This window comes from Actinocrispum wychmicini, assembly GCF_004345645.1.
GTDB classification, from domain to species: domain Bacteria; phylum Actinomycetota; class Actinomycetes; order Mycobacteriales; family Pseudonocardiaceae; genus Kibdelosporangium; species Kibdelosporangium wychmicini.
Genome location: NZ_SLWS01000017.1, coordinates 91,484 through 107,755 on the forward strand (window position 1 = coordinate 91,484; position 16,272 = coordinate 107,755).

Below are 16,272 nucleotides of genomic sequence, written 5' to 3' on the forward strand. Positions count from 1 at the left end.
CCTAACGCGCTGCCCGTGGGACGGCGGTGATCTTGCTCGCGCGGACCAGTTGGTCCCAGACGTCGATCAGCAGGGCGAAGTCCTCCATGTCCCGCTGTGCCTCGGCGAGCAACTGTTCTCGGCGCGGCACAAGCGTGTCCGCGAACTCGGTGTATCCGCCGCCCAGCTTGCGGTACGCGCGATCCAGGCTGTCCAACCGTCGGACGTTCTCGTCCTTGCCCAGCCACGTGCTTTCCCGGACAAACTCGGCGATCACCGACGCGCGGACGCGACCGCGTTCGTCGAGCAGGGACCCTTCGGCCATCTTCGTGTATACGTAATGCAGGTACAGCATGGACAGCACGAACTTTGTATACCGTAGCTGGTATGCCATGAATCCGGGGCCGGTCTTGCGGTCCGGGGTGTGGAAGTTCACGATGTGCCGGTTGTGCAGGACACCCGGCAGGGCGGCGTCGTGGACCACGTGGATGAGAAAGTAGTCGCTGCCGATGGTGTCGGTCGCGGGCGGCAACGGAACGTCCTCGTGCACCTGGTGGAAACTGATGTTGCACATGTCCACCCGCATCGGGTCCACAATGGACAGAACCGAGCGATCGTGGGTGAACGGTTCGGTGCCGGCGCCGGTGAAGGACTCGGCGACCAGCTCCTGTTTCTGGGCGTCCGTCGAGTCACCAGGTGCCCACAGGCTGACGAAATCGTAGTAGACATCCGGAGCGTGCTGTCGGATCTCGTCGATGTCGACCGACAGCTCGCCGATGAACGAGCCGGCCACCATGGCCACGGTCCTGGCCAGTTGATCGCTGTCCAGCAAGGATTCCGTGACGTTGACCGCCACGTCCGCCGCGCGCAGCCCGATGGCCGCCAGCTCGTGGTGGATAGGAAAGACCTTGCGCCCGTTCAGTTCCTGGTAGTCGCTGTCGGAGTCCCGTCGGTGCACCGAGTCGCACCCCAGCGCGCTGGCGATGAGGAACGCGCGGTTGGTGCAGGCGCCGTACGACAACGCTTCGGGCAGCATGAGGTCGAGCACGAGGTCAGGCTTGGCCACCTCGGCACTTCGGATCACGTTGCGCAGGAACTGCCGTTGGTCGGCTTCGTCGAGATGCAGCACGATCACGTTCGGTGTCGCCGATGTCGCGTCGATGACCTTGGCGTGTTCGGCGAACGTGGCCTCGTCGGACGAGTCCAGGACGACCACGTACACCCGGACATCGAAGTGTTCGACCGCGTACGCGGCCTCTTCGGCGATCGCGGCGATCGCGGTGGCGCACGCCCTGTTCGTGGGTAGGGTCAGGCAGATTTCGCGCATGCCGACTCTCCCGTCCAGGACGTGCGACCTAAGAGCTTCGCGCCCAGGTCGGTCAACGTCGCCGTCTGGTACCGCAGCGACTCGTGCTTTGTGGCGTCGCCGAGCAGCGTCCTGTTCCACTCCGGTGTGGTCAGGCGGCGCCACGAGTCGACACGGGACCGCGTCAGGTCCACATGGGACTCGACGGCGGGCATCATCGACAGGTACTGAACCGCGCGAACACCGTTCGCGGACTTGTTCGGTGCCACCCCGTGCGCCAGCATTCCGTTCCAGATCAACAGATCACCGGCCTTGAGCTGGGGCCGGACCACCGGGAACTCGGCCCGGTCGACCTTCGGTCGAATCGGGTCACGGTCCGCGGGCTGGCCGACCTTCCACTGGTCGAACTGCCGGAACAACTCGGGGCAGCACTGGAACCCGCCCTCGTCCGGGCTCGTGTCGGTCAACGCGATGATGCCCTGAACCCGTTGCGGCAGAACGCTCAACGTGCTGTCGACGTCCCAGTGCAGGTCGATGTCGAACCCGGTCTCGGTCTGCGGGATGAGCGCCCGGTCGCGGTTGCCCACATTGGGCGGATTGAGATTGAGCCGGTCCAACGTCACCCACAGCTCGGCGCAGTCCCAGACGTCCACGAAACTGTCGTAGACCCGTTGCGCCTGGCGGTTGTCCCACAGCAACTGGTGGTGGTACGCCTCGACGAAGCCGTAGATGTACAGGTCGCGGTCCAGGTCGGACCGGTGGATCCGGTCCGGGTACCAGGTGTCCGGCCGCGTCGGATCCATCCCTTGGAACTCCCACGAGAAGTCCAGCAGTCGACGCGCGGTGGCAGCCGGAACCGCCTCCCGGACGACAACATGCCCGTATGTCTGCCAATGGGTGAAGTCCTCCTCGGACAACACCCGAAGCGGCAGCGTCTTACGTAAGTCCCGCAACGGTGTCTCGGCGAGATAGGTGTCCGCGTCGGCGCTGAAGTACGGAATGTCCGAAGCGGCTCGGTAAAGGTATCGGTCAGATGACGACATGTGTTCCCCTCACAGCCGGTTGGTCTGGACCAGTCCCAGTGGTCCAGACCATACCGCAAATCGTGAAGGACGGCCGGTCCCGAACGACAGAGGTACACGGCCGGGCAAACCCGGGAGACTTTCCCAAGCGAACTGGGACAGTTCAGGTGTATTCGACGAACCCGCGGTAACCGAAGTGTCACAGCCTGATCGTCTTCCGGCCGCTGCCGTGCCAATTGGACACATTGGGTGACAACGGAATGGCCGGTTCCGGCCAAAAGGTCAGTGTTCCTGCAATGCCCGCCAGTCGCGTGATCGCGGCAGATCCCGGACCACATCGAGGAAAGCGCCGTGCAGCGACTCGTTGGTGGCCAACACAGTGCCGTCGCCGGTCAACACCGGCCCGCCACTGAGATCCGTCACCTTGCCGCCGGCTTCCTCGACCAGCACGGGCAGCGGAGCGAGATCCTCATAGCCCATAGGAAAACCGGCCACGACCACCGCGTCGACGCGGTCCGTCACCAGATCCGTGACGCCGCCGGTGTAACCCATCAGGAACACCTTGCGGTGCAACGCCAACAGGAGTTCGTCGGACCAGGTGGCGGGGTTCCCGGTCTGTGTGCCGGCGCCGCCGAGGGTGCGCCGGGAGCCGACCCGGACCTGGCGGCGGGTCTCGTTTCCGGCGAGAAGTTGCCAACAGCCGTGGCCCCGGCCAGCGTAGATCAACTCGTTCGACATCGGCCGGTTGATGACGCTGACCGCGGGTCCGTGCTCGTCCTCGAACGCGAGGACGTTCTGGAACAACGGCACCCGTCGGGCGAAGTACGTGGTGCCGTCGATCGGGTCGATCACCCACCGGCGGCCCGAGGAACCGGTGGAGGTCCCGGCCTCCTCGCCGTAGATCTCGTCGTCGGGCGCGTATGTGGCCAGCGCGGTCCGCATCAGGTCCTCGACCATCAGGTCGACCTCGGTGACCTCGGAGCCGTCCTGCTTCACGCTGACCGGACCGACCCCGTTCATGAACCGTTCGGCCGCCAACCGTCCGGCCCGGAGCGTCAGGTCGACAGCGAAGTCAAGCAGGGACCTGTCCACAGCGGTCATGGTCGGGGGACGCGCGAACCGTGAGCGAGGTTGTGCCGTTCAGGGGCGCAAAGTGGCACCGCACGCGCGGAGAGGCGCCTGAACTGCCTGGGCGTTGGCGGTCGCGATGGCTTGCGAGGCGTACGCGCGGGCGGCGGTGAGTGCTCCGGGGTTGGGCACCGCGTCCCGACGGACGAGGTCCGTGCCGTCGTAGGCCTTGCCCGCGGTGTAGATGACCTCGTAGTCGCGGGCCAGGCGTGGGTCTTCGTAGAGCGAGGCGCCCCACGCTTGGTGCATGTGGATGAAGGTGGGCCGGGCCGTTTCGAAGACGTAGTCGGGCAGTTGCTGCACCAGGGTGCCGCCGCCGCGGATCTGGGCGATCCGCTTCTCGGCGAGGCCGGCCAGGTCGATGATCTGGAGGCGGCTGACCAACGCGGTGCCGCCGATGTCCGGCATCAGCACTGAGCCCTGGCGGACGCCGAGCAGGTCCGCGTAGTGGTTGAACGGCAGGCCGAATCGTTCGAGGACAACGCACATCGGCACGGTGGGCGACGCGCGGAAGCTGTCGGACGCGTCGGCGAAGGTCGACACGGACGGCACGAGAGCGACAACCGTGCCGAGGACGATCACGACGCGGCCGCGGATGTTCGAACGGACGATGGCCCGGCCGATCGCGAGCGTGCCGACGAGGCAGATCAGCGGCCAGATCGGGGTGGCGAACCGTTGTTGGGCCATCCAGTCAGGCATCAGGATGGTGTACGCGACGAGCGCGAGGGTGAGCGGCACCAGCAACGCGGCGAGGCCGACGCGCAGCCGGGACGGCTGAACCAACGCGATACCGACGCAGATCGCCAGCAGCAGCGCGGCCAGCGCACCTCCGTACGTGACCACTTCGCTGACCCGGCCGAGAGTGCTCGTGTCGGGCGGCTGCTGGCCCTTGGCGACCGCGGGCATCGACAGCAGTTGGCCGAACTCGAGCACCCGCCACCCGATGTACGCGCCGTACGGCACCGCGTACGCCACCACAGACAGGAGCGCGAACTGAACAACAGGCCGCCAGGTCGGCTTGGTCACCCTGAGCAACGCGAGCACAGGGAACGCGGTGACGTAGATGGCACCATCCGGCCTGGTCAACGCGGCGAGAGCGGCCAGCAAGCCGGCTGTGATCGCTACTCTCGGTGTCAACAGCCGATCGTTGACCGCACCCCGGCACACCACCGCCGCCAGCCAGCTCACGGCGAGCGCGAACAGCGAGTTCTCCAGGCCGGAGAAGCACCAGATGACGAACGAGGGGATGGCGGCGAGCGCGATGCCCGCGCACAACGTCACCAAGGCGGGCCGTCGGGTCAGCGCGGCCGCTGTGCGGTAGAACGCGACCAGGATTCCCGCGCAGCACAACACCGCCAGGGCCTTGGGATACACGACGTAGTCCGGGATCCCGAAGATCGAACCGTGGTCGAACAGCCCGACCAGCCGGCCGACGCTGAGCAACACCAGCCACGACGGGTTGGAGAACGCCTCGACCGGCTCCGCACCGGGCTGCAGCACGGGACCGTGCCCCTCGGCGATGCTCCGCGCGTACGCGAACGTGATCGCGGCGTCATCGACGATCCACTTGCCGAACCTGGACGCGTGCAGCGTGATCGCGACCGTTCCGGCCACGACCGCGCCGATCGCCGCCCAGTTCGGCCGGGACCTCGGCTTCTCCGGCGCCTGTTCCGGTGCCACGTCGAGTGCCGCCTCAGGCACGCCTTACCCCCTGATCTCACAGTCAGACCAGGGAAGGATAGGGCGACGGCCGACGTCACCCTCAGTCGGGGCCCGCGTACCGGACAAAGACGACCTGCCTATCCGATCAACGCGAGGGTGGCGTCGTCAAGCTGGCCGAGTGTGTTGTTCTGGCGGAGCATGCGGTGGCACCCGTCGAGTTCGACCGTCGGGCCGTCGCCGCCGGCCATCAGGTAAGCGAATCGGCTGGCCTGTGTCGTGCACGCGGCGGCCGGGCCGGCCTTGTCCAGGGCGTCCGTCAACGTCTTCGCGGCATCCCCGCTGACCGTGCGCGCGGACGCGAGCTTGCCGACGGGAACACTGTCCACGGTCACGTGGTCGTAGACGCACACACGGATCGTGGTGACGGCCTTCGGCCAGGTCGGCGTGGGTGAGCCGGGTCGGCCCTCGCTGAGAGCGACCGTGTTCTTCCGGGCGTCCGAGCAACCGGACTCGATCGACTGTTGGCTCTGCACCTGGTTCACCTGGGTCTCGGACACGACGTGGAACGGCAGCGCGTTCACCGCCGCGATCGCTTCACGGCGCGGTTTCCGACATCCGTCCCTCGGGATGTCGGGCACGATCGCCTTGCCGGCGGCGTCGACCAGGACGAAGTACGGCGGGACCACCAGTTCCATGGAGCAGGCGCCGTTCCATGCCGGGTCCGAGGGCCGCCGCAGTTGGGCGATCAGATCCGGGGCAGCGGTATCGGCTCGTTCCTCGATCCGGACCGCCCATTTGCCCTTGTCGGGGACGTCCCGGACCTCGCTGCGACACCGCAGCACCCACGCGGTGACGAAGCCGTCCGGCACCGCGCCCCTGGTCACGTTCTCCGTGTCCGTCGGACAGGTGGGCGTGACCTCCACCGCGGCGCCCGCCCCAGTTGTGGGCGTCGCGTGGCCGCAGCCCGCCACCACGAGAACAACGGCCGTCACCCAAGCCTTCCAGCGCATGGCGCCCCCTTTCTGACCGGGTAGACGGAAGGCTGTACCGCGCAGGTTGCAACCGGCCGGTAGGTCGGCGCGTCCTTTCTGGGACACGCGGCGAACTGGGGATGGATTTGTCGGACAAGCGATGGCGCACCGCGGCGGAGTTGTCGGTGTGTCTGGTGGCTGTGGTCGTTCTCGTCGGGGTGTTGTGCTGGGTACGTGTGCGGGTGGGTGGCGACGACTGGTTGTGGGCCGTCGCCGGGGTGGCCGTGGTGTTGCTGTGGGTCGCGGCTGTGGTGTTCCGCTCCCGAGGCACGCGCCTCCGCCGGGCGTTGCTCGTGACCGGGGCGGTCGTGCTGTCCCCGCTGCTGGTGGTGGGCGGGATGTACGGCTGGTTGCTCGTCGAGAACATGGGCACACCTGCGCAAACCGCGCGGGGACGCGGTACCGATGCGCTGTGGCTGGGGCACGCGTGGGTAGACGGGCGACGGTCCCAGACCGACATCGACGCCCTGGTCGGCCGGGTGCGGCAGGCCGGGATCCGGGACCTGTACGTCCACGCCGGCCCGTTGGCCGACGACGGATCGCTCGACCCGTCGCTGCGTCCCACCGCGAACCGGCTGATCGAGTCGGTGCATCGGGCCGCGCCGACCGTGCGGGTGCAGGCATGGCTCGGCAACGTGGTCGCGGCCGACCGGTTGAGGCTGGACGATCCGGCCACACGCACCCGGGTGCTGGACAGCGCCACGCGGGTGCTCGCCGACGGCTTCGACGGGATCCACTACGACTTCGAACCCGTCGCGGAAGGCAGCCGCGGCTTCCTGGACGTGCTGACCGGCACCCGTGCGCTGACCAGGGCCCGTAACGCGGTTCTGTCCGTCGCGACGAACCAACTCGAACCCATACCCGGCGCGCACATCCCGGGACAGGTGCTGTTCGGCCGACCGCATTGGTGGTCCGTGGACTACTTCGGTCAGGTGGCCCGCGCGGTCGACCAGATCGCGATCATGACGTACGACACGGGTATCCCCACCGAGGGGGCGTACAGCGGCTACTTCAGTGTCCAAACGCGACTGGCGGTGCGGGTCGTGCCGGCGGACGTGGACCTCGTGCTGGGAATTCCCGCGTATCACGAGATCGAAGCCATGCACACCAGCGCCGAGACGGTCGCGCCCGCGCTCCGCGGGCTGCGGCTGGCTCTGGGCGACGACCCGCCAGGGCGGGCCGTCGGCGCCGCTCTCTACGTGGACGTCACGGCCACTGACGACGACTGGGCCCAGTACTTCGCCGGATGGGCCGGGTCACCTCGGTGACGCGCCCGGCAGTCGGGCGGCCAGGTCCGCGAGCAACGAATCGGCGTTGACCGGCGTGCCGCGGAAGCCGATGTGCAGGTCCGGCCGGATCACGAACGCGGCGGCCCGCGTGATGCCGTACCTGCCGTGCGCCGAGCGATCCGGGTCGCCGACAACGCCGTCCGCGGACAGTTCCGTGCTGATCACGTGCGCGCGTACCAGATCCGGGTAGGCACGTTCGATCCGCTCGGCCGCGCGGCGCAGTTCGGTCAGCGGCTGCGCCTCGTCGCCGATTCCGTTGAACAGCAACACTGTGTGCTGCGTGCCTTGCAGGAGATCGTGCAGGCGCCCGGGTTCTCCGTCGATGATGACGTCCGCCTGCCGGGCGCGGTCACCGGGCGCGGGCGCGGTCTTCCAACCGGAACCGTTCTGGTGATTGAGCGGACTGTTCGGGTACGCGGTCCGTAGCTGCGTCAGGATCCCCGCGAACCACTTGCGGAACGAGAACCGGGTGAGTACGCGGGGCATCACCTGGGGAGCCACGCGCGTGCGCACGAAGGTGGCCGTGGGGGAGTGTCCGGACAGGATGGTGAAGAACCGGTCGGTCGTCTTCTGCAGCCGTTCGCCGATCGGGTGACGTTCGGCGTGGTAGCTGTCCAGGACCGGCTCCTCGGCGATGCCCCGGACCACGAGCGCGAGCTTCCAGGCGAGGTTGTAGGCGTCCTGGATGCCGGTGTTCATGCCCTGGGCGCCGGCCGGGCTGTGCACGTGCGCCGCGTCGCCGACAAGGAAGATCCGGCCCTTGCGGTAGTGCGGCACAATGCGGCGGTGCAGCCGGTAACGGCTGACCCAGTACTCCTTGACGACCTTGGCGGGGAACGGAAGCCGCTCGTCCATCATCGCCTGGAACTGTTCGTGGGTCGGCTCGCTGTACTCGGCGGCCGGGCCGTCCGGACCGACCCCGACGTTGCCGAAGATGCGGAACCGGTGCGTCCCCGGCATCGCGAACGCGGCGAAAAACCCTTCGCGGTTGGGAAAGGCATAGATGTCCCCGTCCGCCAGGTCCCACTCGAGCTCGGCGTCCGCCATGATGAACTCGTCCGCGTACGTCGCCCCCTCGAAGGGAAGTCCCGCGGCCCGACGGACCGAGCTGTGCGCGCCGTCGCAGCCGACAACCCAGTCACACCGGATCGGGTCACCATCCCGAACGGACACAGTGACACCGTCGGCGTCAGTCGCAAGGCCGGTCACGTCCACACCCCGCTCGATGTGCACACCGCGTTCCGTCAGCGCCGCGGTGAGAATCCGCTCGGTGTCGTCCTGCGAGAGCGAGTACAGCGACTGGTGTGCCGTGTAGTTCACCGGATCGAGGAACACATCGCCCAGTTCGACCCGCGCGCTCTTGTCCACGTCGAAGACCACGTTCAGGCTGGGGATCGGGCGGCCGACCCTGCGTACGTCGTCGACGACGCCCATGTCCTCGAAGATCTCCAAGCACCGCGGCTGAACAACCAGCGCCCGCGACGTGGTCGCCGCGGCCGGCGCCCGGTCCACGATCCGCACGGCAACGCCATGCCGCACCAACTCGTTGGCCATCGTCAACCCACTCGGACCAGCACCAACAACCAGAACCGACTCAGTGTCGGGCATCTGGAGCCCCCTCACTCTCCACGACGAGAAATTAACCACTCGTTTAAATCGTACTCCGGCTGAGCCGTCCCGTCAGCTGGGGAGCGAGAGTGACCGGCGTCACGTCCGGTGATCGAGATGGTCGGGCTGCACGCGTTGCGTGCACACCAATTCAATGAGTCGACCGTGCGTCGGCGAAATTGTACGCTGAACCTGGTTCGGGAGGATGTCGATCAGAAAAGTCGATCAATTCTGGAGCGTGCCATGGAGTCCGAGCACGACAGTTCCTGTTGGCGACGAGTGGCCAGCGAAGTCACTGCCGCCGGCCGGAGCCGTGTTGATGTGATCAACGCTGTTCATGAACACTGTGGGATATCACTTCTGCGAGCCCACCGGATCGCGTTCGGATACACGCTCAAGGAGGTGTCGGACTCTCTCAAGACCATCCTTCGTGAGCACGGTACACCCTCCGACGGGCCAGCCCACCAACGTGTTTCCAGCTGGGAAAAGGGTCTCGACATCCCGACCAGTCATTATATGGACGCCCTGTGCGAACTGTATCGGACCAGGCCGGACCGGCTCGGATTCGGTCGCGACTACTCGAAAGCGGATGTCGGAATGGCGCGCCGTCGGTTTCTGCGCGCGGCCGCCGTGGGCACCATTGTGGCGACTCATCCGTCGAAGACTGAGAAAACAGATGGCGAGCGATGTGAGGACAGCGACCAGGTGACGGTCGAGAAGTTGGAAGAGCTGGTTCACCGGCGCGGTTATCGGATGTACATCTCTGATCCGGCTGATTTCGTCTCATCTTGTGTGGCGGACATCGCCGCCGCGCAACGTTTACTTCTGACTGACCGGTCCAGTGATGCGCAGCGAAGGGCTCATCGCGTGGTCGCGCGGAATGCCGGTTTCGTCGCGAACAGGTTGACCGATGTCGCCGACGCCCCGGACACGGTGAACTGGTGGCGTATCGCGGTGCAAGCAGCCCGGCGAGCCGAGGACACCAGCACCGAAGCGTGGATACTGGGGCATTTCGCGGACGCGCACTCGTGTTTCGGCCAGTCCCTGGCCAGTGGGCTGGGACTGGCCCAGTCGGCACAGGGTGTCGAGCGGTCCCGGCTGAGTTCCGCGGCGGTTTTCGGTTACCTGGCCGAAGCTGGTGTCCAGGCCCGGCTTGGTCGGTCGCGGGAGGCGATCGACGCGGTCCGGCAGGCGGACCGCATGTGGTCGGCACTGCCCAGCACGGCCAAAGTGGAAGACGGCGTTCGCCTTCCGGAATACCTGTTACGGTGGCACCAATCGAACGCGCTCACTGTGATCGGCCGCCATCAATGGGCGAACACCCTGCGCAGGCGGGCAATGGAGTTGCCCTTGTCAGTCAAGGATGACGACGGGCGTACATTGCTTGTCCTCGATCAGGCGGCATCGCTGTTTCACGCTGGTGAACTCGACCGTGCGTGCTGGACGGTCAAGCACGCCTGGAACAAGTTGCCCGTCCCATTCCGGACCGGCCAGGTTCCACGAACCACATCGCGGCTGATGGCTCGGATCTCACCTGCCGACGCGAGCACGCGGGAAGTGTGCGATCTGCGGGATTTCCTGTTCGCACAAGGGGTTCACCCGTTCATATCAGTCCAGGCGTAACGACTAGAACGAACGAGTGAAGGCTGTAACTACCAAATGTGACTTCCCGACGTATCTGTCGCACGTTCGGACGCGACGTCCGGCGAGGAGGTCACAAATGGACGATATGAATGGTTACGAGGCGCTTACCGAAGCCATTCGGGTGATCCCGGTGCCGGGCGCGCCGGTGCGCGCGAACCTCGAGTACATGGTGTGCCGGGATCTCGGCAACTCGGTGTTCCGCGGCAAGGCGAAGGTGTCCGTTCCGGAGTCGTTCATCGCCAAGCGGTTCGCCGAGACCCAGACCGAGCCGGCGGCCTCCCAACTGTGCGTGGCACTGGAGGACGCCTGGAAGGGCGCGACGGCGGTGAAGAAGAACTCACTGGCGCGAGTCCGTGAGATCACCGTGTCCTGGCGCGAACACTGGCTCGGTCACTGGGCGGTGCCGATCGCCTAGACCGGCGTTTTCGGCGCGCCCGGGTGATTGGCGCGGATGTTCGCCGCGGCGAGGGTGACCGTTCGGTCGACGCGGCGTTGTCTGGTGTCGGGCTTCTTCGCGGTCGCGATCCATTGCAGGATCAGCCGTTTCGACGACGGCGGGAACTTGGCGAAGTTCGCGCGTGCGGTCTCGTCGCGGTCGAGGTGCTCCTGGAGGTCGGCGGGGATGGCCGTGCTCTGCTCGTCGGTCAGGACCTGCCAGGTTCCCGTGGCTTTGGCCGTTTCGATCACGGCGTGACCGTGCTGGGTCATCAGGCCGCGTTCGACCATGGTGGCGGCGCGGTGGCGGTTGACGCGGCTCCATGTGCTGCGCGCGGACCGTGGGGTGAAGCGGAGCATGGAACTGTGAGCGTCGTGTTTACGGGCGTGGCTGTCGATCCAGCCGTAGCACAGGGCGTGCTCGATCGCCTCGTGATAGCGCAGGCTCGGGACGCCGCTGTCCTTGTGGTGGATGACGAGCCACACTTCTTTCTCGGACTGGCAGTGGCGGGCCAGCCAGGTGCGCCAGTCGGCGCTCGTGCTCGCGAACACTGTGGTCATCGTGGTCCCTTTCTGGTGATGGGACCATGATCCGGCGCAAAGTGCTCACCCAGTGAGCACTTTGGGTTCGGGAGTGGGGGCGGTTTCGCGGGCGCGGGCCAGTTGGGCCACGCCGAAGGCGCTGAGCAGGCCGCAGGCGACCGCGAGGACGATCTCCGCGCCGGTGCTGGCGATGGTTTCGCCGAGTAAGGACACCCCGATGACGGTGGCGGTGGCCGGGTTCACGAGATTGGTGACCGCCAGGGGAGCGCTGAGGCCCTTGCGGTAGGAGCGTTGGGTGAGCACGGTCGCCACGATCGCGAACGTGCTGATGGCGAGCATGGCGAGGAGCGTGGTGGGCCATAACAGGGCTGCCGCGCCCGCGTCGCCCACCGTCACGACGACGGTCTGGCACAGGGCCGAGCAGACACTGAACGCGATACCGCCCGCGACGGCCTCCCACAACGTCGACGCCGCTGGCCTGCGCCCCAGCAGGCCGAGCAGGGTGACGAGGACGATCGTCACCACAATGAGCCCGGTCAGTTCGGGCCGGGTCAGCGTGTCGGCCTTGCCCGCCGTTTTGATGATCAGGGTGAGCCCGACCAGGCCGACCACGGTGCTGGCCATCCCGGTCAGTTCGAGTCGGGTCGCCCGGCGTCGTGCGGTCACCGCCGTCAGGGGCACGGCGATGACCAGGGTGAGCACGCCGAGGGGCTGGATCAGCGACAACGGGCCGAAGTTCAGCGACGTGACGTGCAGGGCGGCGCCGAGACCGTTGAGGCCGATCGCCGCCCACCACGCCGGGACTCGGGCCAGCTCACGGACCTTCAGGTGGGCGTAGCGGGCCTGGATGAGCGCGGCCGCCGCATAGGCGACGGCAACGGCGACACACAGCGTGATCGCGATGATCAAATTGGTCACGGCAAGCAGTCGCCAATCTCGGTACGCCCGGCTTTCCCGCAGCGTAACGCCCATCCGGGGCGTGGTGGGGGTGATCGCCCCCACCCGGGTCAGCTGTACTGCACGTACAGGTTGTACAGGCCGGGGACGATGCCGCCGGACGGGGAGTAGTGCGACGGGAAGACCTCGTCGCAGTAGGAGGCCACCCAGGTGTGGTTCAGCAGACCCTGTTGGCTGACGTAGTTGCACGCCTCCGCGTAGTTGTACGAGTGGTAGAGGACTGTGGCGGACGCGTTGGCGGGCGCGGCGAGCCCGACGACGGCCGCGGTGCCGGCCACGGCGAGTCCTAGGGCGATCCTGACAGGTCGTTGCATGGTCTAAACCTATCCGGGCGCACCGGCGACGATCATCGCCCGCTCGGCCGATTCCCTTGGGTGACAACTGATACCCGTCGAAAGGCGGGCTGAGTCAACGACAGGTACCACAGGACGGCGTGGACTCGGCGGTTCTCGTCCGGGCTGGGGGACAGGCCGAGTTTGGTGAAGACGCTCGACACGTGCTTCTCGACCGCGGCGGGGGTCAGGTAGAGCTGTCGTGCGATGCCCGCGTTGGAGCAGCCCTGCGCCATCAGCGCCAGGACCTCCCGCTCACGCGGCCGTAGATCGACCAGGTCGGTCACCCGGGCACCACCTTCCTGGTAGGGAAAACCCGAGAGTTTTCGCTGGTCACTTGCGGGTATCGAACCATAGACCCTAAATTTCGGCCATGCGGTCGAAAAATGATCCACGCAGCCGGCGGCGGTCACCCACGTTCATCGAGGAGGCCCGGCGCAGGCAGATCGTGGCCAGCGCGATCACCACGATCGCCGGCAGTGGGCTGGCCCAGTCGTCGCTGGCGCGGATCGCGGACGAGGTCGGGATCTCCAAGAGCGTGATCTCGTACCACTTCGCCGGCAAGGACGAGCTGATCGCCGAGGTGATCACCAGCCTGCTCAGCGAGTCCAACCGGGTGATCAAGTCGTGGGTGGACCGGGCGCCGGACCCGACGGCCAAGCTGCGCGCGTACATCGAGGGCAGTTTCGCGTTCATGATCGAACACCGGGCCAACTTCGTGGCCCTGGTGGACATCTGGGGCAGCTTCGGCACGGTCGAGGCCAAGCGGGCGTTCAACGCCGCCGCCTACGAGCCGTGCCGCCGGCACATCGAGAGCATCCTGCGCAAGGGCCAGGACACCGGTGAGTTCCGGCAGTTCGACCGACGCACGCTGTCCGCCGTGATCCAGGGCGCCATCGACGGCGTGATGCTCCAGTGGGTCTTCGAGGAACGCGCCGTCGACCTGGCCGACTGCATGGCCGAGCTGATCAGCATGGTGACCATGGCCACGAGGACGTTCGAATGAGCCTCGGGCGGCTGCTGCGCGAACAGGCCGAGGTCGCCGGTGACCGGCCGCTGTTCCGGTTCGACGGAACCACCACGACTGTCGCCGAGGTGGAGAGCAGGACCAACCGGCTGGCCAACGTCCTTCGCGCGCACGGCATCGCGCGCGGCGACCGGGTCGCGGTGATGCTGCCGAACGGTGTGGGATTCCCGGTGGCGTGGCTCGCGATCGCCAAGCTCGGCGCGGTCATGGTTCCGGTGAACGTGGGATACCGCAGCGCCGACCTCGCACACGTGATCAAGGACTCCGGTGCGACCCTGGCGTTGACAGGCGCGCACGACACCGCCATTGCCCTACGTGACAGCGGAATCGTCCAAGTCGGCGCGCTGGACCCGGCGGACGCGGGCAGCCTCGCGCTCCCCGGCACGTTCGACGCGGGCGCCGAGCTGGCCGCCGCGGACGATGGGTTCGACCTGGTCGACGGCGATCTCGTCAACCTCCAGTACACGTCCGGAACCACCGGGTTCCCCAAGGGGTGCATGCTCACCCACGACTACTGGCTCGGTCTCGCCGAGCACGCGCGCGACTGGATCGGCGCCCGCGAGAACGACGTCGACCTGACCGCGCAACCGTTTTCGTACATGGATCCACAGTGGAACACCGTGCTCTGCCTGAAGGCGGGCATTCCCCTGGTCATCCTGCCGAGATTTTCCGCGTCGACGTTCTGGCGTTCGGTCCGCGACGAGGGTGTCACGTTCTTCTACCTGCTCGGCACCATGCCGGTGTACCTGCTCAGACAGCCGCCCGACCCGCTCGACTGGGACCACCGGGTGCGGATCGTCATGTGCTCCGGCATCGTTCCCGACCTGCACCGAACCCTCGAAGACCGGTGGGGTGTGCCGTGGCGCGAGGCGTACGGCTCCACGGAGACCGGATTCGACCTCGCCGTGCCCATCGACGACGACACGTGCGTGGGCAGTGGCGCGGTCGGTAGTCCAGTGGAAGGCAAGCGAGCCAAGCTGGTCGACGGCGAACTCGCGATCAGTGGCGCGCCGATGATGCAGGGGTACTGGAACGCCCCGGAAGCGACGGCGAGCAAAGTGCGCGACGGTTGGCTGTACACCGGCGACCTCGCGCGCCAGGACGACCGCGGTTACTTCCACCTCGTCGGCCGGAGCAAGGACATGGTCCGGCGCAGCGGGGAGAACATCGCCGCCGCCGAGGTGGAGGCCGTCCTCGCCCAACATCCCGACGTACACGCCGCCGCCGTGGTGCCGGTGCCGGACGAGCTGCGCGGCGAGGAGGTCAAGGCGTTCGTCCAACTCGCCCGGCCCGTGCCGGCCAAGGACCTCATCGCGTTCGTGCGTGAACGGCTGGCGCCGTTCAAGGTGCCCCGGTTCGTGCAGTACGTCGACAGCTTCCCCATGACCCCGTCGGAACGGATCGCCAAGCACATGCTGCCCACCGGTCGTGACGACGAGTACGACGGCACGAAGGACACCCCATGACCGACCTGAAGGTGACCCGCGAAGGCACCACGACACTGATCACGTTCGACCGTCCCGAAGTGCTCAACGCCTTCCGGGACAACACGTTCACCGAGCTGCACGCGGCACTGGACGAGGCCGGGGACGACCCGGCCGTCCGGGTCGTGGTGCTCACCGGCGCCGGCCGCGCCTTCTCCGCCGGTGTCGACCTCGCCGAGACCAGGGCACAACTGCGGGACGCCACCGAGGAGACGACGCTCGCGCGGCTCACCGCGTTCCAGGACGTCACCCGGCGGTTGGTGGCCTACCCGAAGACCGTGATCTCGGCGGTGAACGGGATCGCGGTCGGCGTCGGCGCGGAACTGGCCATCGCCAGCGACTTACGAATCGCGGGCGCGTCGGCGGAGTTCGCGTTCATGGAGGTCCGGCGCGGCCTTTACCCGACCAACGGCGTGCTTTTCTTCCTGCCGCGCCTGGTCGGCCACGGCCGTGCGATGGACCTGCTGCTGTCCGGCGACCGGCTACCCGCCGCGGACGCGCTCACCGCCGGCCTGGTGAGCCGTGTGCTGCCCGACGACGACCTGATCGACGGTGTGCTCGCGGTCGCCGAAACCATCGGTTCGGCCGCTCCCGTACCCGTCGGGTTGATCAAACGGGACCTCGGCCGCACCTGGAACCTGGATCTTGAAGGTGTACTCGACCTGGAGGTACACGGGTCGATGGCGTGCATGCGCAGCCACGACCTGGCCGAAGGACTCGACGCGTTCGCCGAGAAACGCGCGCCCGACTTCCAGTGACCATTTCCCGGGGGTCAGGGGCGACCACAAGGGATTCCCTTATGACAGAGGCATTACACCGTGGTTT

16 protein-coding genes are annotated in these 16,272 nt (G+C 67.0%); 6 read left to right on the forward strand and 10 right to left on the reverse strand.

What is annotated here, in order from left to right:
• Position 1: 1 nt before the first annotated feature.
• The 5 genes from EV192_RS48880 to EV192_RS48900 all read right to left on the reverse strand — a co-directional run bounded on the left by EV192_RS48880 (position 2) and on the right by EV192_RS48900 (position 6,107).
• Positions 2-1,306, reverse strand: a complete 1,305-nt coding sequence (locus tag EV192_RS48880; RefSeq protein ID WP_132125649.1) for a DUF6271 family protein — start codon at positions 1,304-1,306, stop codon at positions 2-4.
• Complete coding sequence (locus tag EV192_RS48885; RefSeq protein ID WP_132125650.1) at positions 1,288-2,328, reverse strand: phytanoyl-CoA dioxygenase family protein; 1,041 nt, start codon at positions 2,326-2,328, stop codon at positions 1,288-1,290. Before EV192_RS48885 ends, EV192_RS48880 begins: the two co-directional genes overlap by 19 nt.
• A 261-nt stretch (positions 2,329-2,589) precedes the next feature.
• Positions 2,590-3,399, reverse strand: a complete 810-nt coding sequence (locus tag EV192_RS48890) for an inositol monophosphatase family protein (protein WP_207926877.1) — start codon at positions 3,397-3,399, stop codon at positions 2,590-2,592.
• A 48-nt stretch (positions 3,400-3,447) separates the two neighbouring features.
• On the reverse strand, positions 3,448-5,136 hold the full coding sequence (locus tag EV192_RS48895; RefSeq protein ID WP_243727565.1) for a hypothetical protein: 1,689 nt from the start codon (positions 5,134-5,136) through the stop codon (positions 3,448-3,450).
• 98 nt (positions 5,137-5,234) lie between these two features.
• Entirely contained in the window at positions 5,235-6,107 is an 873-nt protein-coding gene (locus tag EV192_RS48900) for a hypothetical protein (protein WP_132125652.1), read from the reverse strand.
• Positions 6,108-6,262: 155 nt separating this feature from the next.
• On the opposite strand from EV192_RS48900, the gene EV192_RS48905 reads away from it, so the two are divergent.
• Positions 6,263-7,396: a glycoside hydrolase family 18 protein gene (locus EV192_RS48905; protein WP_132125653.1), complete on the forward strand. Its 1,134-nt coding sequence runs from the start codon at positions 6,263-6,265 to the stop codon at positions 7,394-7,396.
• On the opposite strand, the gene EV192_RS48910 is transcribed toward EV192_RS48905, so the two are convergent.
• Positions 7,385-9,025, reverse strand: a complete 1,641-nt coding sequence (locus EV192_RS48910) for an FAD-dependent monooxygenase (RefSeq protein ID WP_132125654.1) — start codon at positions 9,023-9,025, stop codon at positions 7,385-7,387. The two genes, EV192_RS48905 and EV192_RS48910, sit on opposite strands and share 12 nt — an antisense overlap.
• Before the next feature lie 117 nt (positions 9,026-9,142).
• Here EV192_RS48910 and EV192_RS48915 point away from each other — a divergent pair, with 117 nt between their 5' ends.
• Together EV192_RS48915 and EV192_RS48920 are read left to right on the forward strand one after the other, a co-directional pair.
• Complete coding sequence (locus EV192_RS48915) at positions 9,143-10,648, forward strand: NsdA family TPR-like regulatory protein (protein ID WP_481730822.1); 1,506 nt, start codon at positions 9,143-9,145, stop codon at positions 10,646-10,648.
• A gap of 97 nt (positions 10,649-10,745) precedes the next feature.
• Complete coding sequence (locus EV192_RS48920; protein ID WP_132125656.1) at positions 10,746-11,084, forward strand: hypothetical protein; 339 nt, start codon at positions 10,746-10,748, stop codon at positions 11,082-11,084.
• Here the strand turns inward: EV192_RS48920 and EV192_RS48925 are convergent.
• The 4 genes from EV192_RS48925 to EV192_RS48940 are packed head-to-tail and all read right to left on the reverse strand — an operon-like array spanning position 11,081 to position 13,223.
• On the reverse strand, positions 11,081-11,665 hold the full coding sequence (locus EV192_RS48925) for a YdeI/OmpD-associated family protein (protein ID WP_132125657.1): 585 nt from the start codon (positions 11,663-11,665) through the stop codon (positions 11,081-11,083). The genes EV192_RS48920 and EV192_RS48925 overlap by 4 nt on opposite strands.
• Positions 11,666-11,710: 45 nt before the next feature.
• On the reverse strand, positions 11,711-12,619 hold the full coding sequence (locus EV192_RS48930) for a DMT family protein (RefSeq protein WP_132125658.1): 909 nt from the start codon (positions 12,617-12,619) through the stop codon (positions 11,711-11,713).
• Between the two features lie 35 nt (positions 12,620-12,654).
• Positions 12,655-12,918, reverse strand: a complete 264-nt coding sequence (locus EV192_RS48935; protein ID WP_132125659.1) for a hypothetical protein — start codon at positions 12,916-12,918, stop codon at positions 12,655-12,657.
• Positions 12,919-12,950: 32 nt separating this feature from the next.
• Positions 12,951-13,223 carry a response regulator transcription factor gene (locus EV192_RS48940; protein WP_424923449.1) on the reverse strand — a complete coding sequence of 91 codons (273 nt, stop codon included), beginning with the start codon at positions 13,221-13,223 and terminating at the stop codon, positions 12,951-12,953.
• Between the two features lie 86 nt (positions 13,224-13,309).
• Between EV192_RS48940 and EV192_RS48945 the strand changes: the two genes are divergently transcribed.
• The 3 genes from EV192_RS48945 to EV192_RS48955 are packed head-to-tail and all read left to right on the forward strand — an operon-like array spanning position 13,310 to position 16,205.
• Positions 13,310-13,942 (forward strand): TetR/AcrR family transcriptional regulator, encoded by a 633-nt coding sequence (locus EV192_RS48945; RefSeq protein WP_132125660.1) that lies wholly within the window; start codon positions 13,310-13,312, stop codon positions 13,940-13,942.
• Complete coding sequence (locus EV192_RS48950; protein ID WP_132125661.1) at positions 13,939-15,429, forward strand: AMP-binding protein; 1,491 nt, start codon at positions 13,939-13,941, stop codon at positions 15,427-15,429. The genes EV192_RS48945 and EV192_RS48950 overlap by 4 nt, the downstream gene beginning before the upstream one ends.
• Positions 15,426-16,205, forward strand: a complete 780-nt coding sequence (locus EV192_RS48955) for an enoyl-CoA hydratase/isomerase family protein (protein ID WP_132125662.1) — start codon at positions 15,426-15,428, stop codon at positions 16,203-16,205. The genes EV192_RS48950 and EV192_RS48955 overlap by 4 nt, the downstream gene beginning before the upstream one ends.
• Positions 16,206-16,272: the final 67 nt, after the last annotated feature.